The 24,267-nt window shown below is 68.6% G+C and carries 15 protein-coding genes and 2 pseudogenes; 10 read left to right on the plus strand and 7 right to left on the minus strand.

Annotation, left to right across the window (positions count from 1 at the left end; all coding sequences use genetic code 11):
• Positions 1–362: 362 nt before the first annotated feature.
• The 4 genes from ACGFT2_RS14635 to ACGFT2_RS14650 all read right to left on the minus strand — a co-directional run bounded on the left by ACGFT2_RS14635 (position 363) and on the right by ACGFT2_RS14650 (position 3,610).
• Positions 363–1,847: a UvrD-helicase domain-containing protein gene (locus tag ACGFT2_RS14635; protein ID WP_393277736.1), complete on the minus strand. Its 1,485-nt coding sequence runs from the start codon at positions 1,845–1,847 to the stop codon at positions 363–365.
• Entirely contained in the window at positions 1,844–2,320 is a 477-nt protein-coding gene (locus ACGFT2_RS14640) for a hypothetical protein (protein ID WP_306945459.1), read from the minus strand. The genes ACGFT2_RS14635 and ACGFT2_RS14640 overlap by 4 nt, the downstream gene beginning before the upstream one ends.
• Before the next feature lie 3 nt (positions 2,321–2,323).
• The gene (locus tag ACGFT2_RS14645) at positions 2,324–3,178 is read right to left on the minus strand and encodes a DUF6083 domain-containing protein (RefSeq protein ID WP_306945457.1); all 855 of its coding nucleotides are present in this window, start codon (positions 3,176–3,178) and stop codon (positions 2,324–2,326) included.
• A gap of 168 nt (positions 3,179–3,346) precedes the next feature.
• Positions 3,347–3,610 (minus strand): helix-turn-helix transcriptional regulator, encoded by a 264-nt coding sequence (locus tag ACGFT2_RS14650; protein WP_181801087.1) that lies wholly within the window; start codon positions 3,608–3,610, stop codon positions 3,347–3,349.
• Between the two features lie 181 nt (positions 3,611–3,791).
• On the opposite strand from ACGFT2_RS14650, the gene ACGFT2_RS14655 reads away from it, so the two are divergent.
• From ACGFT2_RS14655 to ACGFT2_RS14675, 5 genes and pseudogenes are all read left to right on the plus strand, one after another.
• Positions 3,792–4,823 carry a hypothetical protein gene (locus tag ACGFT2_RS14655; protein ID WP_393277739.1) on the plus strand — a complete coding sequence of 344 codons (1,032 nt, stop codon included), beginning with the start codon at positions 3,792–3,794 and terminating at the stop codon, positions 4,821–4,823.
• Positions 4,824–5,268: 445 nt separating this feature from the next.
• Positions 5,269–6,783 (plus strand): restriction endonuclease, encoded by a 1,515-nt coding sequence (locus ACGFT2_RS14660; protein ID WP_306945451.1) that lies wholly within the window; start codon positions 5,269–5,271, stop codon positions 6,781–6,783.
• Positions 6,784–7,487: 704 nt separating this feature from the next.
• A pseudogene (locus ACGFT2_RS14665) lies at positions 7,488–8,358 on the plus strand (IS5 family transposase).
• A 1,113-nt stretch (positions 8,359–9,471) separates the two neighbouring features.
• Entirely contained in the window at positions 9,472–10,965 is a 1,494-nt protein-coding gene (locus tag ACGFT2_RS14670) for an AAA family ATPase (protein WP_393277741.1), read from the plus strand.
• Positions 10,966–11,003: 38 nt separating this feature from the next.
• Positions 11,004–11,813 carry an HNH endonuclease gene (locus ACGFT2_RS14675; protein ID WP_393277743.1) on the plus strand — a complete coding sequence of 270 codons (810 nt, stop codon included), beginning with the start codon at positions 11,004–11,006 and terminating at the stop codon, positions 11,811–11,813.
• Positions 11,814–12,057: 244 nt separating this feature from the next.
• Here ACGFT2_RS14675 and ACGFT2_RS14680 read toward each other — a convergent pair.
• Positions 12,058–12,184 (minus strand): annotated as a pseudogene (locus ACGFT2_RS14680) (transposase); the annotation flags it as partial.
• Between the two features lie 455 nt (positions 12,185–12,639).
• Between ACGFT2_RS14680 and ACGFT2_RS14685 the strand changes: the two are divergent.
• The 3 genes from ACGFT2_RS14685 (at position 12,640) to ACGFT2_RS14695 (ending at position 16,990) form a co-directional block, all read left to right on the plus strand.
• On the plus strand, positions 12,640–13,971 hold the full coding sequence (locus tag ACGFT2_RS14685) for a hypothetical protein (protein WP_306945445.1): 1,332 nt from the start codon (positions 12,640–12,642) through the stop codon (positions 13,969–13,971).
• A gap of 424 nt (positions 13,972–14,395) precedes the next feature.
• Positions 14,396–16,567, plus strand: a complete 2,172-nt coding sequence (locus ACGFT2_RS14690) for a CHAT domain-containing protein (protein ID WP_393277746.1) — start codon at positions 14,396–14,398, stop codon at positions 16,565–16,567.
• 171 nt (positions 16,568–16,738) lie between these two features.
• Entirely contained in the window at positions 16,739–16,990 is a 252-nt protein-coding gene (locus tag ACGFT2_RS14695) for a helicase associated domain-containing protein (protein WP_393278405.1), read from the plus strand.
• 1,376 nt (positions 16,991–18,366) lie between these two features.
• Here the strand turns inward: ACGFT2_RS14695 and ACGFT2_RS14700 are convergent.
• Together ACGFT2_RS14700 and ACGFT2_RS14705 are read right to left on the minus strand one after the other, a co-directional pair.
• Positions 18,367–18,810: a hypothetical protein gene (locus tag ACGFT2_RS14700; protein ID WP_393277748.1), complete on the minus strand. Its 444-nt coding sequence runs from the start codon at positions 18,808–18,810 to the stop codon at positions 18,367–18,369.
• A 30-nt stretch (positions 18,811–18,840) separates the two neighbouring features.
• Positions 18,841–20,412: a restriction endonuclease fold toxin-2 domain-containing protein gene (locus ACGFT2_RS14705; protein WP_393277750.1), complete on the minus strand. Its 1,572-nt coding sequence runs from the start codon at positions 20,410–20,412 to the stop codon at positions 18,841–18,843.
• A 920-nt stretch (positions 20,413–21,332) separates the two neighbouring features.
• Here ACGFT2_RS14705 and ACGFT2_RS14710 point away from each other — a divergent pair.
• Positions 21,333–22,763, plus strand: coding sequence for a selenium-binding protein SBP56-related protein (locus ACGFT2_RS14710; RefSeq protein ID WP_393277752.1), 1,431 nt, complete (start codon positions 21,333–21,335; stop codon positions 22,761–22,763).
• An 85-nt stretch (positions 22,764–22,848) separates the two neighbouring features.
• The gene (locus ACGFT2_RS14715; protein ID WP_393277754.1) at positions 22,849–23,613 is read left to right on the plus strand and encodes a hypothetical protein; all 765 of its coding nucleotides are present in this window, start codon (positions 22,849–22,851) and stop codon (positions 23,611–23,613) included.
• The last annotated feature ends 654 nt before the right edge of the window (positions 23,614–24,267 follow it).

Raw genomic sequence — 24,267 nt, forward strand, 5'->3', positions numbered from 1 at the left:
GCAGTATTACCGGCGGGATCTTCGGCTTCGCCGTCAACCTCGCCGTCTTCTCATCGTCTCTCCTCTCACCGGCCAGTGCGCAGAGGAACGCCACCGTGTGGCCCAGCTGTTCGAAGCCGCCAAGCGGTACGTGCCCCAGGCCAGCCGGCCACAGCCGACCTCAACTGCCCTCGTGCCCGGGGCGGACCCCGCTACCTGATGCTGTCGTCCAGCGACTGCAGTCACTTACCGGTGTCACCCGGTAGCACCGTGGGGCGCGATTCAGGACCCACAAGACGCGCCGGTGGCGCGGGGGAGGCTGTGCTCTGCCTCGCCCGCCGGCGCGTCTTGTTGTCGTCGCGGACTCCCCCGGAAGCGACACCTCATGCCGGAGTTGCTGCTGAGGGGTCGTGGGTCTTGTCAGGGTGGTCGTGAATCCAGGACAGGCCCCCCAGGTCCAGGCGTTGGCGGGTGCGGGTGACGGCTACGTAGGCGAGACGGGCTTCGGCGTCGTCGATGGGTTCGGGTGATGCCGGGGTGCCTGTCTGCTCGTGAGAAGTGTTGTTCTCCGGGCGGGCGAAGTCGTCTGCGATGAGTACGCGGGGCCATTCGCGTCCCTTCGCCTTGTGGGCGGTGGAGACGGTGACCTGGGCGTGCGGCTCGGGGGCAAGGCGGGCGACGGCGGCGAGGATGGCATTGGTGCCGTGGGTGTCGACGAGGTTGACCAGGGGCTGCAGGTCGCGGCCGGCCAGGTCGTGGGCGGCGTAGTCCTGCAGGTCGCCCCATGAGGGGAAGAGGATGAGTTCGGGGTGGTGGGTGCGGCGGCCTTCCTTCAGGTCGCGGGCGGCGAGGGCCAGGGCCTGAAGGCTGTCTCCTCCCCCGGCCAGGGCGACCCGGTGGCCGGCGGCCATGAGGGTCATGACCTGGGCCATGGCGCCGACGTTGGTGCGGCACAGCACGGCGTCCGGCTGGGTGACGGGGCCGAGTTCGGTGGGCACGGTGGGGGTGCCAGTGAGGCGGATGGGTGCGTCGGCGAGGCTCAGCCAGCGGTTGGCTTCGGCGGCCAGGTGGGGGCCGAAGCGGAAGGACTGAGACAGGGCGAGGCGGGTGCCGTCGAAGCCGGTCATGACGTCTTTGGCGCCGCGCCAGTGGTAGATGGCCTGGGCGGAGTCGCCGACCATGACGAGCTGGGCGTGGTCGCGCTGGCCCAGGAAGACCTGTTCGACGACGGGGTTGGTGTCCTGGGCCTCGTCGAGGAGCAGGAAGTCGGCATCGATCTTCGGCTGGGTGAGAGCCCAGATTTTCAGGTAGTGGTCGTGGTCGAAGCGGACGGCGCCGTCGTCGGTGTGGTGCAGGTCGGTCCAGGCTTTGTGGGCGAACGGCAGGAGGTAGGTGGCGAGTTCGCAGTGATGGCCTTTGTCTTCCAGGCCGCGCAGGATGGGCACGTGGTGGCGGGTGATGCTGTCGTCGGCGGTGTGGCAGAAGCGGGTGACGGTGCGCAGGACGGCGTTGGACAGGGCGCGTTGGGAGATTTCGCGGTCGCCGATGCGTAGGGCTTTGGTCAGACCGAGGGCCTGTCCGGTCTGCCAGGCGGGGCGGCGGGGGGCGTTCAGGCGGCGGGTGTAGCGGTGACCGACGGCTGCGGCGAGGGCGTGGGCGGTCTTGCACTGCACGGTGTCGGGGAAGCGGGTGCGGGCGTCCTGGGCGATGGCGCGGTTGTAGGCGAGGTAGCGGCCGCGGCGGGTGCTGTTGTGGGCGAGCAGGGCCAGGGTGGTGGTCTTGCCGGTGCCAGCGCCGGCCTGCAGGGCCAGGTGAGCGCCGGCGTGGAAGGCATCCGCGGCGGCGGTCTGTTCGTCGGTGGGTTTCATGGAGTGGGGCTTTCGGGGAGTCGGGTGAGCGCCTGGCCGACGGCGGACAGCAGGTAGCCGGGGCTGGTGTGGGCGAGGAGTTGACGTACGGCCCGATCGAGGCGGTCGGTCTCCCGGTCGGCGTGCTCAGCCAGGGCACGGTGCAGGGCCAGTTCCAGGAAGCGCTCGGGGCTCTGGGCGGCGCGACGGGCCTGGGCTTTGAGGGCGGCGTGCACGGCAGGCGGGAAGGCGACGTTGAGCAGCACGCGGTGGTCGGCGTCCGGGTAGTGCGTGGTGATCACGTCGATGGGCAGCCGGTCCCCGAGCCGGTGGCGCAGCCGGCGTAGTGCCCGGTGGGGGGTCTTGGCGGGCATGAGGGCGATGAGGCGGGTGGCCTCGTGGTTGGCGGCCAGCGGCAGCAGGCGGGCGGCGCGCTGCAGGGCCGTGGGGGTCAGGGGGCGGGTCAGTGTGATTTCCAGGGCGTGGTGCGGCACGGGTCATCCCCTTCGGTGGGGGCGGGGCGGGGGGTGGGGCAGGCGGGTGTGGATGTGTGCCGCGTGCAGGAGGGGGTCGAAGGGTTCCCAGGCGGCCAGGGCGAGGTCGGCGGCACCGGGGGCGGTGGCGTGGGCCGGGCAGCGCTGGGTGCGCCAGCGCAGCTGTTCGCCGTAGGGCAGGTGGCCCAGGTCGTAGACGGCCATCAGGACGTCGGGCAGGGCGAGTTGGCCGTGCTGGGCGGTGCTGGGCAGCAGTTTCCACATACCGGCCGGGCCGGCGGGGGCGAGGAGGGGGTGGGGGCAGCGGTGGCGGTGGCGGGTCTGGGCGACGCAGCGCAGGTCCTCGAGCCGCTGCTGGGCGAGATAGCGGCACAGCAGCAACTGGACGACGGGGCGGTCGGGTCCTCCGGCGTGGAGGGCGGCGGGCTGAGGTGAGGCGGGGGTGAGGGCCCCGGTGTCGATCAGGCGGCGTGCACGGACGGCGAGGTGGCGGCGGATCGCCTCGAGGCGGGGGCCGGCCTGGCATGTGGGGGTGTGGTGGGGGCAGAGCACGGCATGCGGGATGCGGCACCAGGCGCTGTTGTCGCCGTGCGGGTGGGCGATGCCGCCGCTGAGGTGCCAGCGGCAGGATTCGGGGACGTCGGTGATGGCCAGTTCCGCGGGGTGCAGGGCGATGGGCCGCCCATCGGGGCGCGGGTAGAGGTCGATGCGGCTGCCGCAGTGGCGGCAGCGTCCGGTTTGGCCGGCGCGCAGCAGGCGGCTGGGACTGGTGGTGGTCACCCGCAGCGGGCGGGGGCGGTGGGGGGCGCGGGGGCTGCCGTCCCAGTGACGGCCGTCGGGGGCGGGCGTGGGGCACATGGCCCGGACCGTGCCAGGCGACACGCAGACATGAGCAACGTGTCGCGGGGATGTCCCCCGGCCGGCCCAGCGGGCCCGCACACATGAGCGTTACTGCGGATGGCTGTTCTATGCCTGATTGCCCGATCGGGTGATTCACGGCGTGGCCAGCCGGGACGGAGTGCAGGTTCAGGAAGCGGCCGTGCCGGGCGGGGTGTGGTCGTCGCACAGGGCGCCCAGGAAGCGCTCGATGGGCACGTCGAAGGTGTGGGCGAGGGTGTGCCAGGTGGTGACACTGCCGGTGGTGCGGCCGTGTTCGAGGTCGATGAGGGTACGCCGGGCCAGCCCGCTGCGGTCGGCGAGTTCGTCGAAGGTCCAACCGCGTTCGGCCCGCAGGCGCGCGAGCACGACGCGCAGCGCAGTGAGGTCGGGGTCGGGCGGCAAGATCGTCACCCGACCATCCGACGGTGCAGACCCCTGCCCCGTCAGTGCGGGTTTCTGCACTTTCGCCGGAGTGGGGAAACGGCGAATCCATGGTGCGGGAATCTGCACTACAGTGCGTCCGTCTCGGGGGCCCGCCACGGTGACCCCCGCCACGACAAGGACAGACAGACGACAGGAGGACGACCGGCCCATGCGGTTCGGTGGCGCACATGCCGCAGTGCGGCGCATCTGGACAGTGGAGCTGCGCCCGCAAGCGGACGGCCCCGTACTCGTCTGCCCCTCGTGTACCGCCCGCACCTTCCCCCTGCAGGCCTCCTCCGCACGGTCGGCCGCCCTGGCGCATCTGGCCTGCCATGTCCGCGCGGACGCGCTGCCGCCGCACCTGCGCAGCTGCCAGTGCCGATTGCGGGGCTGTGTGTGGCATCCGCGTCATCGCGGCTGTGCCGGGCGGGTGCTGCTGGCCCTGACCCGCGACCGCGGCGGCCGCACCTGGCGGCTGGCCGACGCGTGCGCGGCCTGCGCGGCAGCGACCAGCCACACCGCCGTCGTGCCGGAGACCCTGCTTAGCCCTCACCGACCGGCCGCATCAGCCCCCGTCCGGCCGCGGGTGCACGGAGACGAGCCGCAACGGGTACGGGAGATGCTCACCCACCTCGCCTCCGCACTCGGCTGCGTCACCTCCCCTGCCGCCCGGCTGCTGGCCCTGCAATGCGCCCTGCGCGCCGACATACACGGCTGCGCCCGGCTGCCGGCCGGCCTATTGCGCAGCATGCGCCTGCACCGGCACACCGAGGCGTGGCAGGAGCTGGTGCAGGACGGCTGGCTCGACCTGCCCGATCCCCGGGCAGCGCCTTTGCAAGTGCGGCTGCTCGACGACGCGGCGCTGAACCAGGCCCCGGGCCGCAGCGCCCGTCGGCGCGCCGCCCACTGGGCCCTGCAGCCCACCTCACACATCGTTTCGGCGACGGCAAAACCCGCAGAACGGCTGACTGCCCTGGTCCTGGCCGCCCACACCACCGCGGCCGGGGCCACAGCCGACATGGCCGTTGTTGCCCGTCTGTGCGGGCACTCCCCACAGCAGACCGGAGTACTGCTCGACCGGCTGGTCGCCGGCCGTACCCTGGCGGCTTGGCACCATCAGCGGGATACCGACGAGGTGCACTGGCAGCCGGCCACCCTTCACCGGCCGGTCTTGGGCCCCGCAGACTCGCCTGCGCACTGACCGCGGCCAGGTCTGCCTGCCTGCCATCTCAGTTATGCGGCGGACTGGCCGGTGCCCCCAGGGCGACATCGTGGGCCTTCTCCCGCCCCAGCTTCGAGTGTCTGCGCTGGTCACGAGCGCATGCGGGCCACGCGGCGCACTAATCCCAGGCATCCACCATATGTGGGCTCGGACCACAAATCCCAAAGCGAGAGCAGCGCAGATGATCGCCCGAGGCTGCCGATCCAGGTGAGACGGGTGGTGGAGGACTTGTGGCGTCTGGATGCCTCCCTGCGATGCCGCGCATGAGCAGTGTGAGCAGCCCTGCGGGCTTGCGTCGGATTCGGGGCGGCGCGAGTGAAAAGCAGTCATGTTCCGAGCGAGTCAGGCCATGGCCCGGCCGCTGGGATTGCCCTGCCTGCGGCTGGGGGAGCTGTTGTGTTTTGACCTGTGGTGAGGGCGGCGAATGGCGAGCAGGAAGTCCTTGGCGGCGCAGTTGTTGCAGGCATATAGGGACAGCCAGAAGAAGAAGGCCGCAGCGGCGAAGCGGGCTGAGGCGGAGCTGGCGCGTCAAGCACGGGCCGCGGAGCGTGAGGCCGCCGAGCGGGCCAAGAAGGAAGCACGGCGGGAACGCGAGCAGGCGCAGGCATGGATGCGGGCGCAGAAAGAGAAGCAGGCGCAGCAGAGTGCCGAGTCGCGCAGGGCCGAGCAGATCGTGCGGGACCTTGAGAAGCGTCAGGCGGCGCGGGCGAGGGAGCTCGAGCAGAAGCGTCGTGCGGAGGCCCGTGAGAAGGCTGCGGCGGAACGGCGTGCAAAGCAGGAGAGTGTTGAGAGTCTGCGCCGGGAGGCTGCAGGCCGGACGGCCGAGGTGGAAGAACGGCTCGAGGTGTTGACTGCGGTTCTGCGCGCCCGCCCTGGCGGGCTGCAGAGATTGCGGCTGCAGGTGGAGCAGGCGCTCGGTGAAGGAGATCTCGAGGGGTTTGCGGTCGGGGTGGAGAGGGCGCTGGGCTCCATCGGTTATCCGGAAAGGCTCGGCGGTGCTCGGCAGGCGGCATTCGCTCCGGAGTCCCGGGAGCTGGTTTTGGAGATCGAGTTGCCGGCCCAGTCGGTGGTTCCTTCGGTCACGCAGTACCGGTTCAAGGCTTCCGCTCCCCCGGCAGTGGTCCCGCAGCCGCGGAAGGAGAGTGAGTGCAAGGCGTTGTACAGGGATCTGGTGGCCAGACTCGCGCTGCGGGCGATCGACGAGGCCTTCGCCGTGACACCGCCGTTACTCGTGGACGGAGTGGCATTCAACGGGAAAGTCCACGCCAAGGACCGTGCCACCGGCAAGGCAATCGAGCCGTGCCTGATCAGTGTGCGGGTCAGCCGGGAGGCTTTTGCCGAGCTGGTGCTGGACGAGCCCGAACTCGACCCGGTGGCGAGCCTGCACTATCTGAACGCGATCGTCTCCCAGCACCCCTATGATCTTGAGCCCGTTCCTCCTGTCGTCACGTTCGACCTGGCCCGGTACAAGATCGCTCCGGAGCGGGATGTCGTCGCCGGCCTCGACAGCCGGCCCGACCTCGTCGCGATGGACCCGATCGACTTCGAGCACCTCATCCGGCGGCTGTTCGAGAAGATCGGGCTCAAGTCCTGGGTAACCCAGGCTTCCCGGGATGACGGCATCGACGCTGTCGCGGTCAATGAGGAACCTCTCATCGGCGGGCTGTGCATCATCCAGGCCAAACGCTCGAAGAACGTGGTATCCGCCGAGACGGTGCGGTCGGTCGCGGGGATCGTGAACGACAAGAGCGCTTCGAAGGGCATCGTGGTCACCACCGCGTGGTTCGGTAAGGCGAGCTGGGACTTCGCACCCCGCAACCGCGTCGAGCTCATCGACGGTCGGCACCTCAAAGCCCTGCTGCTGGAACACCTCGGCATCGACGCTCTGATCGGCCTGCCCAAGCTCCCGCCCGGCTGGCAGACACGCGACCTGGCCTGAGGCCGCCCTCGTGTCGTTTCGGGCCGGTGTGCTGTCGGAGACAACGGTTCGACACGCGAGGAACAAGCACGTCGTACGGGTGCGGCTGCCTGTCGTGCTGGCAAACGCTCATCACCAGGCTTGCCACTCAGGCGTTACGACATCGAAGCTGCGTCGGCAGTGCCGGTTCCTCCACGTTCTCGGTCGATGATCTGTTCGGCGGGCCGGTGCAGGATGGGACAGAGCGATTTCCTACCGGTTCCGTCTGTACGCCCCGGACGCCTTCGAGAGCACCAACCCTCTGGGCGAGCACCTCATGGATTGCTCGAGCCTGGTGAACCCCTGCCGGGGCAACCTCCAACAGACCGCGACTTCTTGCGGAGTCCGCGCCCGCACTATGATCCGCTCGCCCTCGTCGGCCTCATCCCTTGAGAGCAGCGGCGACAGACCGGAAAACACCCGCCTATGCAGGCTCGTTGATCCCCACGCGAGCATCAACGACCCTCACGGCTCACCGTCACCACCGAATGTGAGACAGGGCCGAACGCTTTACAGTCCCCTGCCCGGCTGTCTGCTCGTGGTCCCTTTCTCCCCACCTTTGCTTTGACCTGGATCAAATCTGTCGTCAAGCTGCTTGCGGGCGTGGGTTGCTGGCGTCGCCTCGAAGTGGCAGAAGGCAGTGAGTCCGGCGACAGTCTGCGGCACCGGGTGCTAGGCAGTTTCGTTTGGATCAGTCGGTCGTTGGTCCGGGTGTGCCGTTAACAGATGCGCAGTGGGCGCGGATCGAGCCGTTACTCCCGGACCGCACGCCGAAGCGGGGTGGCCGCTGGCGGGACCACCGGGAGGTGATCGACGCCATCGCGTTCAAGTTCCAGACCGGAACGCAGTGGGTCCACCTGCCGGAGAAGTACGGCAACTGGCGAGGCGTCTACAACCGGCTGCGGATGTGGGCCGTCGACGGCACCTAGGAGCGCGTCTTCACCACGCTGATGGCCCAGGCCGACGCCGATGAAGACCTGGCATGGGCCGTGTCCGTCGACTCCACGATCGTGCGCGCTCACCAGCACGCGGCCGGAGCCCGTAAAAAGGGGCCCCAGCCGGCGAACCGGCCGACCATGCCATCGGCCGGTCCCGGGGCGGACTGACCACGAAGATCCACCTCGCTGCTGACGGCCGCTGCCGGCCCCTCGCGTTCGTGCTCACCGCCGGACAGGCCGGTGACGCACCCGCCTTCACTGACGTCATGGCCCGCCTGCGCGTTCCCCGACGACGCGGTCGTCCACGCACCAGACCGGACGTGGTCCTGGCGGACAAGGCCTATTCGTCCCGCGCGATCCGCGACCACCTGCGCAAGCGCGGCATCCGGGCGGTGATCCCGGTCCCGGCGGACCAGCGAGGCCACGGCAGCGACGGGGCAGCCGGGGTGGCAGGCCACCAGCCTTCGACCGCGAGACGTACAAGCAGCGCAACACCGTCGAGCGCTGCATCAACCGCCTCAAGCAGTGGCGAGGCATCGCGACCCGCTACGAGAAGACCGCGACCATCTACCTGGCCGCACTCCACATCGCCGGGATCTTCCTCTGGTCCGCCCGGTGATCCAAACGAAACTGCCTAGTGACCTGAGTCAGAGATTCTTCGTCAGATCGACGGCCACCAGCCGAATGCTGTGCGGCCGCCAGACCCGGGCCGGCCTGCTGGAGTCCGGCCGCCGGCACGCGGGGCAGCTCGCGAGAACTACCAGAAGATCTCCGACTCAGGTCACTAGGTCCGACTGAGCCCATTCCGCTCAATTCGCAGTTGCAAGGCTTTAAGGTTCCGCCGGATGCGCGGGCAGCCTCAGGGCAAGCGGGGGTACGAGCACAGGCGCCCGCCTGCAGGGGGGCGACGGCCACGCCGGTGCTGTTGGCGAGGATCGTGGCGACCTTCTCGCCGCCGGTGAAGGTGGCGTCGATGTCGCCGATGACGGTGAAGCGGATGCGGATCTTGGCCGCAACCTTGTCCGCCTTTGTCTCGGCCTTGGTGCTGACCCTTCTGGACGAACGCGTCGCCCGCCTTCCCGGTGGACTTCGCCGTGCCCACGTCCTGGAGATGGCCGACGCTGTCGGGGGGTGGGAGCGGGCGCGCTCGGGGTGGACGGCGTGCCGGATGTGCTGGGCATGCTCGACGTCGACGGGTCCGAGGGGATCCCGCTGGGCTTGTGCGTGCCCGGCGTCTTCTTCGGCCGCGCGGGCGACGGGCCGGGCTCTCCACGGCGTTCTCGTCGCCGCGGTGGGAGGAGATGCTGTCGGCGCCGTTCGGGATCTCGTGCATGCCCTCGCGGTGGCACCAGCCAGGACAGAGTCGTGTTCAGGCAGTCCTGGAAGTTGTTGTTGCTGAGGATCACGCGGTTGAGGTCGACCCTCGTTCGACAGCTCCGAGCCGTTGTGGGACAGGGAGCGGCCGGCGAGCGCAGCAGCGCAACGAGTGCCTGCTGTAGCCGTCCGGTTCCGTCATCAGGTGGACTCTCGAGCCGCTGACCAGGGCCGGTCGGATTTCGGTCCGGTCGGATTCCGTTGCCACCCGCATGACGGAGTCGAGCGTGCACCGCGACCAGTGCTGCTCTCCTCGGGCGCCGAGTTTCGTCGAGGTGCGCGGTTGCAGTTCGCCGTCGTTGAGTCAGCTGAGGCATTCTACCTGCGGACGATCAGTCCTAGGAGGGGGAGCATTGCCATGCAGTTCACGTTGCTGGAGTACCAGGAAGCACTACCCCGTCGCGTCGGTGCGTACTTGATCAAAGACGGCTGGAACGATCACGGGTACGTGACCACGTTCGATCTCCACATCCGTCTGGCCGATATGACTAGGCGGCGCATCGGCTACCTCCGGATCGCGCATGTCTCGATGAGTCGAGATGGACTCGTCAACACGGCAGAAATCTTGCCAGGACGCTTCACCTCTTTGGAGCGCGGTTTCTTCAGCCTTGGTCACGAGGACGATTACTACGTGTCACTGCTGGAGCTCCCCCCAGGCATGGGCCGCGAAATCCTTATGGCCTTGCACGATGTCGCTTTTGGCTGGGATACGGATCTTCGGTCACTCAGGTCCCTCGAGGTGTTCAATAAGTCGGTGCTCCGTGGCCGCAGCGAAGATCAGCTGCGTAATGCGAATCGCATTGCCCACGGGTTGCGTGCGCGTGTCGTTCCCTTCCGCTGGACGTACACCCTCGGTGGGGAAGGTCTGTTGCCGGCGCATGAGTTCACCTTCGACGCCGAGCCGGGGAGTCGCCCTCCCACGAATCTTCATGCGGTAATCGGCCGCAACGGTGCCGGAAAGTCGACGCTGCTGCATCGCATCGCTATCGACGCTATGGCGGGTCGCATCACAGTGGAGAGCGATGGTGACGATGACAACAGCTTCAACGGCTGTGTCGTCGTGTCGTTCAGCCCCTTCGATCGGCCCTATGGGCCGATGCCCCGCGGCGCGCTCTCATTCCAGTACATAGGCTTGTATCACCATGAAGAGGAGCGACTCAAGACGAGAGATGAGAGGCGGAAGGAGTTCGTCGACAGTTTCGCCACTGTCAGAATCGGTTCGAGAGGCATGCGCTGGCGCAAGGCCATCGAAACGCTGAACTACGCCGCGAGCGGCTTCCTCGACGATCACTTGATGGTGCTGGACGCCATGATGAGGGAGGGCAGCAGCCACAAGTTCGAGGCGCGGGTGGGCAAGGTCTTCGACAGTCTGAGCTCTGGCCACGCAGTGGTGCTCCTGATGATGACTCGTCTGATCGAGGTGGTCGGCGAACGCACCCTGGTGCTGATCGACGAACCGGAGACGCACCTGCATCCGCCGCTACTTGCTGCCTTGACCAGCGCATTGTCCACGTTGCTGGCCGACCGCAACGGCATGGCGGTGGTTGCAACTCACTCCCCCGTCGTCCTGCAAGAGGTGCCCGCGTCTTGTGTGTGGAAGATGATCCGTCACGGTGACGAACTCACCGCTCACCGCCCAGGCCTTGAGACCTACGGCGAGAGCGTCGGTGAGCTGACCTACGACGTGTTCGGCTTGGAGGTCACCTCGACCGGCTTTCACGCAGCGATCGCCGCGGAGGTCGAGAAGGGGGGAAGCTATGAGGAGATCACGCAGCGGTTCAGCGGCCTGGGAGCGGAAGCCCGGGCTCTACTGCGAGCGATGACGTTTGCTCGTACGCGGGGGGACCGCTGATGCTGTGGCCACCGCGGCCGGGGATCACCGTTAAGCACGTGCTGAACGCCTGCATGAGGTGGCTGGCGAAGAAGGAATGGGACGAACTCCTCCAGGGCCGGCTCCCGGAGCTCATAGAGACTCAGGAACGGTACCGGGCAGCGGCTGACACGGGTCAACTGCTCGCCCTGCTGATTTCCGAGCTCCACGCTCAGAGCACGGACCCGGACAAGTACCGGCTCAACGCCACGTACGACAAGGCGTTCGTAGGAGGGGGTGGACGCAAGCTCTACAACGCGATCAAGGCCGCCGCGATTCACGGTGCTTGCACAATGTGCGGGGTAGGAGAGGCGTCCACCCTCGATCACCACGCTCCGAAAGACAGCTTTCCGCTTCTGGCGCTGACGCCCTTGAACCTGGTGCCTGCCTGCGTACCCTGCAACCAGGGCAAGAGCAAGAACTTCTCCACCAACGCTACCGAGGAACCCTTCCATCCCTACTTCGACGACCTCGGAACCGTCCGATGGCTGCACGCCGAGGTCCGCCATGTCGACGGGGGCGGCGCGGTCGAGTTCTTCGTCCGTCCCCCTGCGGACTGGTCGCAGATCAAAGCGCAACGCCTCGCCCACCACTTCACCAGGCACAAGCTCGGAACGAAATACGAGTTCGCAGCGTCCCGCCGTCTAGCGACCCGACGCCGGAAGGACACGCACCTGCTCGAGTCCTCGGGCCCCGAGGTCCTGCGCGCCACCCTCATCGAAGACGCCGACAGCTGCGCGGCATTCGACCCGAACGACTGGGAGACCGCTCTGCTGTACGCCCTCGCAGACTCCGACTGGTACATCAACGGCGGCATGAAGGACATCTGATGCGATGAGGACGTCTGGGTGGAGGCACGGCTCGCTCCGCGATCGCAGCACGCGCTGACGGTGTCGGTCACACCCCGAACCCGTCCCTCTCGCGGGAGACCGGGCCCCGTGACCTGTTTACCAGTGTGGCCGTGATGATGCCTTCCGTTGAGGCGGTCGGGCCCCGATGGCTAGGGCGGCGTCCAGTGGCCCCACCCAGGCGACTCCAATCGGCCCTGCGACACCGTCCACTCCACCGCGTCGTCTGGACGTGCTCGAGCGGCCTCGCCCAAGTCCCGTCCCGCTCCCAGCGGGCGAAGCGTTCGTAGACCGTCTGCCATGGGTCATAGCGCTCGGGCCAGGTCCCGCCAGCGCTCCCCCGCTCGGCACCTGCAGCCACCGCCCTTCAAGTGTGCATAAACCAACATCCACATCCCAGTGCGCGACGCGCCCGAAACTCCGCCACACTGCTGTGGCCGCTCTGCCGCCAATCCGTGTGCCGGGCAAGATGCCACGGAGACGGGAGAGTTGAAGGCTGTGCTCTGCGACCCGCTGCACCGGGCATGGGGCAGCGGTCTACTGCCGGCAGGCAGGGAGCGCCTGTGATGGATGGAGGGTGTGGCCAACTGCAGCCTCGTCCCGGTGTGTCGCGATCCATCGGGCGGGCCTGCCAGCTCGGCCGCCCGATGCAGTGGCGTGGCTCGTCCCGGGCTCCGAAGGCTGGGCCCCCCAGAACCGCAGGGTGACGTAGATCACTTAGAAAAATCGCGGGGTGATTGCCGGTTCGCCTTCAGGCCGGTCCTTAGGGATAGCAGCCTCATCATGCGCTACAGGTAAGGAGCTTCACATGGTCATGCTGTGCTACTCGGATCTCGAGGACGATGACCGCGTCGGCGTCCCGGCGCTTCATTCCGCGTTGGAGAGCTGGGTGCTTCGCCTGCTGGTCGACACCCAGGACCGGGCCACGCGTGTGCCTGCCCGCTTCGCCTCACCGATCGAGGACTGCACGCCCGAGGACGAGGCACTGGCGTTGTGGACCATCCGGTTCCTGCGCTACGCGGAGGAACAACTGATGGACCGGAACGCCTGCCTTCGCTACCTCTGCCCGGACTGCCCCCGCGATGGGCAGGCGCGGTGTCCGGCTCTCAACCGGCCAAGCCCGAGGGGAAAGACCGTGCACGAGGCCGTGTACGCGGTGCGAATCGAACCGGTGCCCGTGCAGCACGGGACCTGGCTGGCGCAGGCTCGGCCTGCTGCCTCCCGGGTGTTCGAGCGGCTGCGCCGGATGGCCAGGCAAGTGACCACACGCGTGCCCGGCGCCGGTGAGGAAGCCCGCAGGGCTGTCGTGCGCCACCTATATGAGATGGCGCGCATGTGGAGGGCACGGGGTCTGCCCGATGACGCCGTGAACGTCGACCAGAAACAGGACGGGGCCTTCGCCCAGGACGTCTGGATCGCCTTGTTGGAGAGGGGGCGGCAGAGAAGGGACACCGACGCGAGGCACTCCCCCGTGAACTTCATCGCTGCCGTCCTGCACACTCTCGCCCAACAGCTCAGCGGACCAGAAGCATTCACCACCCGCCAAGCCGTCATGGCCGCGCTGGTGGCACGTAACGCCTGCATCGAGGGTGACACGGCAGCCGTGGACGAGTTCTCTCGGACGTGGCTCCATCTTGGCCGACCGCACGCGTGGCGCGCGGCCGTGGAGATGGCCCTGCTGGGTGACTGGGTTGAGGCTCTTGGCCGGCACCTGAGTGGCGATGCCGAGATCATGGAGCTGCTCCACCGTCATACCGAACGGGAACATCGCTGTCTGCAGCCGCTCTGGGAGCGAAAATCCGGCGGCCGCACGGTGCGGCTGCTGGAGGCCCCGGTGGCATCGGGAGTGTCCTTGAGAGATGTGGTCAGCGATGACCGGCGCCCGGAGAACGGCCTGTTGCACGGCGAGGTGGACGATTGCCGCGTCCTTGCCGTGCTCGCGGATCTGGCACCCATGGAGAGAGCCGTAGCCATGACCTACGGTGCGCAGCGCGTGACATGGGCCCAGGCCGCGGCTCTGGGCGGCGCCGACGAACCGGATGCGTTCGGCAACCGCGTGCGCCGCAAGCTGAGACGACTGGGACTGCGCCACCGTGCTGCGGCAAGCCCGTCCGCCCCGGTGCCGGCGGCCGGCCAGTGAACATTCTCAGCGCAGCCGCAGCCGAATATCTAGCGAGCCTTGCGGCAGCACTCACGCTGGTCGCCGCGCGCAGCGTCAGGCGGCGCTTCAGGCAGCGAACTGGTCTCGCTCCGGGCGCGCCGGCCGCAGATGCGACAGCCGAGCCCCACTCGGGACCGCGCTGACGCCCGGCTGCGGGATGTGTACGACGCCTCCCTGAGACAGGAGGCGTCGTACATCCGGGCTCGGCACCCTTATGTTCGCGCCGCCGGGTCCGCGTGGGCGCTGGACGACCTGAGGACCGCAGTGTCACCGTGCTCACGGACGACCGAGGCAGGTACCTCGCCATCGACGGAGGACCTTCGGCCGGAGGTGCCCTCCTTGCAGGATGCCGCAGGCGGATAGGTGAACCCCGGCAGCCCTTGCACAGCACTAGGCTCCAGGAGTGACGACACCAGCCCCTCACCCCCCGGATGCCGGCAGACATCTGCTCTACCTCGTGGTGTTCGACCCGGAGGACGGCACGGCTCCCTCAGAGATCTCGCCGGTCATCGACGCACCGCTTGAGGACCCCGATCAATTCGCCATCCCTCACGCACTGGCACGCGACGTGGCCCGGGCGTTGCCCGGGTTGTGGTACTGCCTGCATCTGCCGCAGTCACGAGGAGACCTGGTCGACCTTGAAGCATGGAAGCTGAAGGGCCTGCAGCAGCTGGCGATGGGACATCACGTGATGCCCGTTCCCGTCACCGCGCTCGACAGCCTGGCTCTGGCACCGTGGTGGCGGCCGATGCTGGCGTTGTGCCCGGACGAGCTCGTCGAGCGGACCGCACGGGGAGCGGTCGCGCTGGGGGTCGAACTCCCCGTCGCCTCCTTCTCGTCTCTGGGCGACGCGAGTCTCGAAGAACACTGGCAGGCCATCCAGGAGCGCGTATACCCCGACGTCCCTCCGCTGGCGGGGAAGGTCGCTCTCAGCCGTCGGCTGGACCTGGCCGCGTTGGACCTGCCCTGGCGTCTCATGGCTCGCCGGATGGGCTGGGACATCGATGCGCCCGCCGATGAGGAACCACGTACGCTGCTTCATCGCACCCTGCAGGGGCACACGCTCGTCGCGGCCACCGCCCGACTGGAGCGTCAGGGACTGACTAGCGAAGAGGCCGAACCGGTCTTTGGACAGACGGTCGTTGAGGAGAAGGCACGACTGCGGCTGCCGGTTGCACTGGCGCTGCCCGGAGTCGCGCCCGCATACGTACGCGGCGCCTACCCCCCTCAGCTGCGCAAAGCCCGCGTCCGCCCGCTCGCGGCCCTGGACGCCGGCGACACCTGGTCGACCGAGATCGGTGAACGCGATGATGCCCACGTCGAACGGGCGGCCATCGGGTACACGCTGACCCACCGGGCCGTCGCCAACGACAGCCTGGGACTGATGATGCCCTCCGTTCCCCCCAGCGCGTTCACGCTGCTGGCCGATCTGGAAAAGCACTTCCGAGACTCTGCCGCGGACCGCCCCCGCTCGGTGGAGAAACTGCTCAGCCGCCTCAACGCTGTCGTCAGGCCCTTGTTCACCGAACCGGTGGTGGAGGCCATCAGCCGGGCGTCAATGCTCACGGTGTTCTCCAACTTCCCGCTGGGCCTTGCCACCCTGCCGGGCGACACCGCCCCGCTGGCGGCGCGCCTGCCCCTGACGTACGAGCCGCTGCTGCCGCTGACCCGCACCGTGCAGAAGGCCGGTGCCGTCGCCGTCGGTGTCGAGTGGAAGAACCGCATCCGTGTCCTGGTGGCCGAGTGCATCCCCGCCAGCGACCCGGTGGGCCGAATCTCACGAGACGGTTGGCGGATCACTCAGGACACCCTGAAAGACGTCGAAGGGCTGAGTATCCACGCGGTGCAGACGCTCTCCCTGGATGCCCTGCGCGAGGCCGTCAGCGAGCACACACCTGACCTGCTGATCATCAGCGCCCACGGCACCCTCGTTGCCAACACGGCGGCCATCGTCATCGGCGACGAACCGCACGTCGAACTCGGCCTGCAGCACACTCCACCCGTCATTGTGCTCAGCGCATGTCACGTCGCTCCCCGGGGATCCAGCGCCGTCTCCATCGCCGATCTCCTGCTGCGCGAGGGCGCACTGGCCGTACTGGGCACGCAAGTGCCCGTGGACGTGCGCCGCAACATGATGCTGACCGGCCGCCTGCTGACCAATCTCGCCGACCACCTCATCAACCAAGGACGTCACGCCACACTGTTGGAAGTGTGGCATCACACCCAGACCACTAACACCGTCAACGACATCCTCATGTCCACACCGTCGCTCAGCAGTTGGGGACGGACCCCCAGCCCGGGCGGCGGGCTGGCCCCACTACAGGAATTCATGATCAGCAGATCGGCCGGGCGGCTGCGCGGTGCCCACATCTACCAGGACACCGAACAAGTCCTCGGCGAGATCGCAGATGATCAGGGATGCGGCGAACAGGTCCGCAACTGGTTCCGCCGCCCGGGCTACGTTCCGGAATCACTCTTCTACCTCTTCGCAGGCCGTCCGGAACGGATCCTCATCTCCTCCATTGAGGAACGCGTCGCGGCGCTCTGGCCAGACTCCGACACTCCGGGGAGGTAAACACCACCGACCAGCGCAAACCCAGCAACCGCTATAGCAGTCTGCACGAGAACGACATGCCCCATCGTCAGTCATGTCAGTAGCAGATGAGCACCACGCGTCAGCGCCAACCGCCAGGTCAGCGGGCTTGCACCACTGACACCTAAATGACGACGCCCAACTGATACTCCCCTGCAGACCAGCAACCTCGCCGCCGCCACCCAGTACTACCAACGCGAAGGCCACCTACGCGTACCCAGAAACCACACCGAGCGGATCACCATCGGCGGCGGCGCGGACGGCGGCCACGACGGCGAGAAGGCGGAGACGCAGGAACACCACCTGCGGCTAGGGGCATGGGTCAGCAATCAGCGCTCCAGAGCCGCGTCCCTGTCACCGGAGCGCATCGAGCAACTGGCCGCCATCGGCATGCGATGGGCGTGACCGCCACCAACCGGCGACCGCCCAGGCGCAGCGGCCGCCACGTGAAGCGTACATATGGCGTACGAGCGGCGTACGCAGTGGCACTCGGGTGCAGCTCGCTGACCGGGGGCGAGAGCATCCGGTGCCTCGTGCCCCGTGCACTGAGTGCTGGCCATTCGTGGTGCAGCCACTCCGGCCAGGCTCAAGAGCCAGCCTGTGTTCTACGGGGCTTGCGGAATGCGGGGCAGTGTGCTGGAAGTGGCGCAATCACCCGCCTGGGCACGAGGGCGGCGGCGCGCAGGCTGACGCCGAGGTGCTGCTGAACGCGGCCGGACGGCCGGTGTGGCCGATACCCAGCGCACTTGCCACCCTTGGGAGTGACTGGACTGATCGGATCCGGCCACGCATCCACATCATTCACTGAACGCGCGGAACGCGCGGTCTCTCAGAGCACCAAGGAGACACGCCCTGCGCCGCCTAGCGTGGCGCGGCGGCGGGGACGCTCATCCACCCGGCGCGGGCCCATGCCCGTTCAGGCGCCGAGCCTGGCCGTCGGGGCGGGTCTCACGGGGGTGGTACCCAGCAGCAGGAACGCCCGCGGCAACGCCCGCCCTGGCAGGTGCTGTGGCCAGCCACTTCCGCCAGCTCGGCAGCAGCCTCAACGCCCACGATCTGGGGGTCTGCTTCACCCTGGAGGTGGGTCTCGAGGTCGTCACCAAGGCACTGGCTGGAACATCCAATACTGCCCGGTGTCGCGCCGCCTGCAGTCCGGATGCTGGGGGCCGACGGCCCCCGTAGAGGCCACCGCCCGCCGAGGCTCTGCCTTCGAGGCGCAGCAGGCGCCGGTCACCAGACGGAGAGACGCAGGGGGCGCAGACGGAGGAGGGCACGGTGTCCGTCCGTCGGGCCGGAGTGTGCGAGACCCCGGGCCGGGACGACGGTCCTGAGGTGTCCTACGTGAGGCCGCTGCACTACGGGTGATGCAACAGCGGTCCCCCTGGGCCTTGCGGCATGGATCGCCCTCTTGGTGCTGGGCGCCGGGCTGCTGGACATGATCGACCAGTCGGTCGTCCCGACCGCCCTGCCCGCGATCCAGGAGCCCTCCAACGCCGGACCGGACGTGGTGCAGTGGCCGGCCACCGACCTCCTCACTGCCCATCGCCGTCGCGCTAATCACCGGCGGGTGCCTCGCAGCAGGGCGACGCGTCGACGGCAGCTGTAGTCAATCGCCCGCTACGGCTCGTTCCACGTCACCACTGCCGCGACCGCCTACCTCCTCGCCCGAAGCCGGTCAACGGACACGTCCAGATCGAGCCGGTTCGGCGGCCCGTTGCCCTTGGGCTCGATGCTCGGTGGAGAACGTGTTCGCGAGTGTCGCGACCGGGCACGGCGCTCTTTCAGTCGAGGCCGCCGGTCTCTTCGATGTGCTGGACGAAGGCTGCCACGATCCTGGGACGGGTCGCGTCGGGAAGGGGGGTGTCCTCGATGTCTTCCTCGATCCCCCATTCAGTGTTGAAGATGATCGGGACGTCGGCCGGTACGACGTTGTTCCTGAGCCACAGGGCGAACCGTGCTGCCAGGTGGGCGTTGCAGTCCAGGACGGACACGCCTTCAGGAGCCTGGCGGGCCGTGCCTTCCAGGTCTTGGTCATCGAGGGTGATCCCGAAGCTCATGAAGGCCCCGCGGACAGGCCCGCCTCCGTCTTCGATGCGAATGAATTCGTCCGGGTTTCGCTCTCGCAGCCGCGCTGCCAGGGTCTCGAAGGACAGGCCCCAGCTCTGTCCGTGAGGAGGGGTGAAGACGAACATGGTGCGGAGCTCCGCGATCTGTTCCGGTTCCATGGCGGTGCTTCCTGTGTGACGGAGCGGTGGTCAGGGGACGTAACGGGCGTGGCCTTTGACGCCCCATGCGGCCATCATGATGCGCCAGTACTGGACGGCTTCCTGGTTGTTGGTGACCGTCTCGACACCGCGCATCTCCTTGTTGCGGGGGTCGTTAAGCGCGGCAGCGTATTTTCGCAGTTCCACGCGGTCCTTGTCATAGAGGAAGCCCTTTTTGCCCGTTTCATGGTTTGCTCTGAGGTCTTCCAGCGAGCGGTAACACCGCTGGTCGGGCTTGTTGACGTACTTTGCCTCTACAGCCATTCCGTCGAGGGTTCGGAAGCCGTCCACCATCAGCGTGTTCGACTTGCCGTGACCTGGCGGGATGGGGACCTCGTACTCCGGGAAGCCTGCCACTCGCTTCTGGTAGGCGACTTCGGCCGGCCGGCCACCAGAGACGTCTCCCTTGTTCAGGGTGTCGAGCCATGTCTGGAACCTTGTGCCCTCGGCGGGCGTGAGGTGCGGGAAACGGGGGTCGGGCGGAATGCCTGGAGGGACCGGCTGAATGTGGGGGGTACTGGCGGGGAGGGGGCGGTAGGCGGCCGGAACCAGGGTCGGCACACGGATGAGCGGGCCGAGGAGCGGCGGGATGCCAGGGAGGAAGCCGCCGTGGTCGGGTTGCGGCATCTTCACACGGGACTTGGAGCTGTCCAGAGCGTGAGGGATCTTGCCGAGTGAGGTGATACGCGTATCGCCGGCTATGAGGTCGTGCAGGCCGCCGTCGTGTCCGTCACCTCCGAAGCGGGGCTGTTCCCAGGGCCACTGGAAGTCACCGGTGAGGGAGTTGTTCTCCAGGGGCAGCCGTTGCTTGGCCGTTTCGACGTGGTCGGCATAGGCGTCACAGGCATTTGCGAGCATGGTGCAAGCGGTCGGCAGGTTAGCCAGCAGAGTGTCGTGATCGCCGACCTCGCTGGGTGGTGGTGCCTTGCCGACGAACTTTTCGAAGAAGGCCTCGACAGCGTCGGCAGCATGGCCCGCCTGATCGAGGGTGGCCGTCTTCCAGGCGTCACGGGAGTCCCAGTACGCGTCGCCGAGAATCTTGGCAGCACTGCGCCAGGATTTGGCGGCGGTGCGCAGCTTGTGCGGCTGTCCGAGGAACCGTTCGTTGAAGAGGTATTGATCGAGGCGGCTGGTCTCCCCCACGACGTCGGGCAGGTCCTCCGCGTTGTGACTGGCGCGTGGGCTGCAGTCCGGCCCGGATGGCTGTGCACCGATCCCTGGCGTCAAGGGGCTCTGTTCCAGGAGCTTGGCTGCCACTATGTCGTCGCGCTTCAGGAGCGTCTCGGAGGAATCGAGCAGCGCCCCGGCGCCGCTGGCCATCACCTGGTGGGCGAAGGACGACTTGTCGAAGACTGTCTGCACTGCTTCCGTGTACACCTTGGCAAAGGCCCTGCCGGCCGCGCCGTCACCGGCCATGCCCCCGTTGGCACTCAGGTCCGTGAACAGCAGACCCACCATGTCGTGGACCAGATCGCGCAGCCCCACCATCGACCAGGACGCGTTGACGAAATTTTCCGTCTGATGCCGCAGATCCACCGTGCCCCCGTAGCCCTTTGCCAACACCGGTGACACCGTACAAGGCTGTGAACCACAAGCTCTGGTGATGGATTGATGTTCAGTCACCTTGCAGTACACAAGGATGCAGTGGCCCGGTCGCAGATTCGCGTCTCGTGTTCGTACGCTGAGGTGCGCGCACGGATGCGCTCGTCCGCACCCGATGCGCTGAACCACTCCCGGCCCACTGGTGGCCCGCCGAGGGACACGCGTGTCACAGGCCTTCCCATCCGCCGTGCGTGCACGGCTCGGCGGTGTATAGCCGCTCCGAGAATTTCCGGTGTCTCCGGGGAGTTCCCGGGTAGTGCCGGCACTCCCCGCTACACAGCTCCGCACGAACTCGAAGTGGCTGAAGACACCGCCCTGCGCTCGGGCCGAAGCTCCCGCGGCGGTGCTAGCCGCAAATACCGGACCGCGGCATCGACTGGGCCTAGATGCACAGCATGACTATCCGGCTGAGTCGCGTGCGCTTCCCGTACGCCGTCCGTACATTGCGTGGAGGCATGCGAGCAGTCGTAGCCCGGCCCGTGGCCCGACCTGATGCACCGGCCCTGCCGAAAGCCGAACCCCCCTGCCGGGGTCAGGGCCGGGTGGGGTGCCGGGGCCGAAATGGAGCGGCGTCGCGGGTGCGGGGAAAGGGCGTCGCAGTGCGGGAAACAGGGCCTATGGTCCGAGTGCCCGCGCACTCCTGGTGTGGACACGGCTGCCGGCGCCCCCCTCACGGCCAGCCTTGAGACAGCCCGCTTTTCGGTGGCCGGCAGCGCTGTCGCGGCCGGGCGCCGTGGCAGGGCTCCGGGGACTGTGAAACGCTCGGAAACAGTGGCATATCCGTCCTTCACCGCACGTCGACGGCGGACGAGAGCGCCGGCCCGTCCGTGACGGGGTTCACCCGGTCCCTGGCCCTGTGTTCGCCGAGTGGGGAACACACGATGACGACGACCGAGCACCCGCACGGCCACGACGGCCACCAGGATCCGACCCTCTACCGCACCCCGGCGGACGCCGTCGCCGCGCCCGGGGAGGAACTCGCCTACGTCGTCGGGTTCGACCCGGCCGGATCGCGCCCGGACGCGCTGTTCACCGTCGGCACCGACCCCGGTTCCGCGGCGTACGGCCGGGTGATCGCCCACGCCGAGGTGCCCGGCCTGGGCAACGAGTTGCACCACTTTGGCTGGAACGCCTGCTCGAGCGCGCTGGCCCATGCCGGTCACCACCACGCCGCGCGCCGCTATCTCATCGTGCCCGGACTGCGCTCCTCCAGGCTGCACGTCTTCGACACCGTCCCCGATCCGGCCCGCCCCCGCCTGGTCAAGACGGTCGAGCCAGGCGAACTGGCCGCCCGGGCCGGGTACTCGCGCCCCCACACCCTGCACTGCGGTCCCGACGGCGTCTTCCTGTCCTGCCTGGGCGGCGCGGACGGCGCGGACGGGCCCGGCGGCGTGGCGCTGCTGGACCACGAGAGCTTCGAGGTGCTGCGCGGTTGGGAGAGCGAGCGCGGGCCGCAGCACCTCGCCTACGACGTCTGGTGGCACCTGGCCCAGAACATCGCCGTGACCAGCGAGTGGGGAACACCTTCCATGATCGAGGACGGTCTCGTCCCCGACCTGCTGCTGGGGCGCCGTTACGGCCACTGCCTGCACTTCTGGGAACTCGACACCGGCCGGCACCTGCAGCAGGTCGACCTGGGCGACGCCCACCAGATGGTGCTGGAACTGCGTCCCGCGCACGACCCCGAGGCCACCTGGGGGTTCACCAACACCGTGGTCGACGTCGAGGACCTGTCGGCCTCGGTGTGGCGTTGGCATCGCGACGGCGAGGACTTCCACGTCACCAAGGTGATCACCCTCCCGGCCGAGCCCGCCCCGGCCGAGGACCTGCCCCCGGCGCTCAAGCCGTTCGGCGCTGTGCCGCCGCTGATCACCGACATCGACCTCTCGGTGGACGACCGGTGGCTGTACGTCTCTGCGTGGGGCACCGGCGACCTCATCCAGTACGACGTGAGCGACCCGCGGCAACCCAGGCGGACCGCGGCCGTGCGGCTCGGCGGCATCACCGCCCGCCGGCCGCACCCCGCCGCGCCTGACGTGCCTCTGACGGGCGGGGCCCAGATGGTCGAGGTCAGCCGCGACGGGCAGCGCGTCTACCTGACGAACTCCCTGTACGCCGCCTGGGACGAGCAGTTCTATCCCGCAGGCATCGAGCCGTGGATGGTCAAGCTGGACGCCGATACCTCGCGCGGCGGGCTGTCGGTGGACGGCCGCTTCTTCCCCCACGGCGAGGACTTCGCCGGCCTGCGCGTGCACCAGACACGCCTGCAGGGCGGCGACGCCTCCTCCGACTCCTACTGCTACCGCCGCTGACCAGGGCCGGTGACTACGTCCGTGGGGGCGGCGCCGGTGCGCCAGGGCGCCGCCCGCGCGGCCCGCCGCTGAACCGGGAGAAACCATGCTCTGCGCCTTCGAAGCGGCCGGCACGCACCCCGCCGGCGATTCGGCCGGCCTGCTGCCTCCGGCCGCATCGTTGGTGGCCGCATCGCTGGTGGCTCTGGCCACGGTGGCGGGAGCCTGGGCGGCGCGGCGGGCACCTGGCCCTACCGTGCTCGTGCCGGCCGTCGCGTCAGGGATCCTGCTGGTCATAGCCGTTGTCGACCTGCTGCCCGACGCGTGGGACGAGGCCGCCGAGGCCGGCCTGCCGCCGTGGGCGGTGCCGTTCACCGCGCTCGCCTCGTTCGCCCTCACGGGCGCCCTCGCCCGGACCGGCTGCCCGTGCAGGCGGGAACGTGTGGGCGGCATCGGCGCGGCAGCAGGACTCGCCGTGCACCGCTTCGTGGAGGGCGCGGCCCTCGCCCTGACCACCTCGATCGCCGTGATGGCCGCGCTCCTCGTACACGCCGCAGGCGAAGGCCTGGCCCTGGCCGCGCTCCTGGGCGCCCAGCCCGGACGGCGTACGGCTTGCTGGCTCACACTCGCCTGCCTCAGCCCGCTCGCCGGCGTGCTCGTCACGAGCGCCGTCCCCCTCCCGGACGGCCTCCTGCCCTTCCTCCTCGCCGCCGTCGCCGGCGTCCTCACCCAGGCCGCACGGGTGGCACTCGGCCTCGCCCGCCGCCAGCGACCCGCCGGCCGGCGCGTGCGCACGGTCCCGGTCACCGCAGCAGTGACCCTCGCGGCCGTCGCCACCGCACTCGCCCTGCTCATCGCGGCCGGCCGCTGAACGCGACACGACACGAGCACGGGGGGTGCGCGGAGGGCATCCCGCCACGGGGGTGCGCGGAGGGCATCCCGCCACGGGCACGGCTCGGGTACCGGAAGGGGCACCTCGCAGGGTGTGGCGCTTGGCCGGTCGGGGCTCCGCAGCGACGTCACCTTGCGCGCAGCCAGGTGGGAGATGGCTTCGGCCTGGCCTGGATGGAGGACCGGCCGCCCAGCGGCAGCTCTTCCTAGAGCCGGAAGCGGAAGGTGCCGGCGGTGGGCCTTCCGGGCGGGCACCGTATCGCCCGCCCAAGCCCCTCTATACGCAAAATGCACGGGATAAGTACGCAAAAAGTGCGTGGTCAGACCGGATCGAACTCGGGCCAGAGAACATCGAACTCGGGCCAGAGAACACTGACGCACACCTCCTTCGACGGCCACTCCGGGGCACCCGTCCGCCAGATGCACACCGCCAGCAGCAGCTCCCCCGGCCCTGAGTGCCCCAACCCGGTCAGGGCTGACGACGGGCGGTCTCGGACAGTAGGGACGGCGGCGCCCGTGAGGGCTACACCCCCGCGGCGCCGTCGTTGTGGTCGGGGCCGCTCGCCCGCGTCTGGTCCAGTCCCCGGGGCAGGCGCTCGGCTGCCCGCTGGCCGGCTGGGCCGTGCCCGGCGGG

It is taken from the genome of Streptomyces sp. NPDC048514 (assembly GCF_043199955.1).
GTDB lineage: Bacteria > Actinomycetota > Actinomycetes > Streptomycetales > Streptomycetaceae > Streptomyces.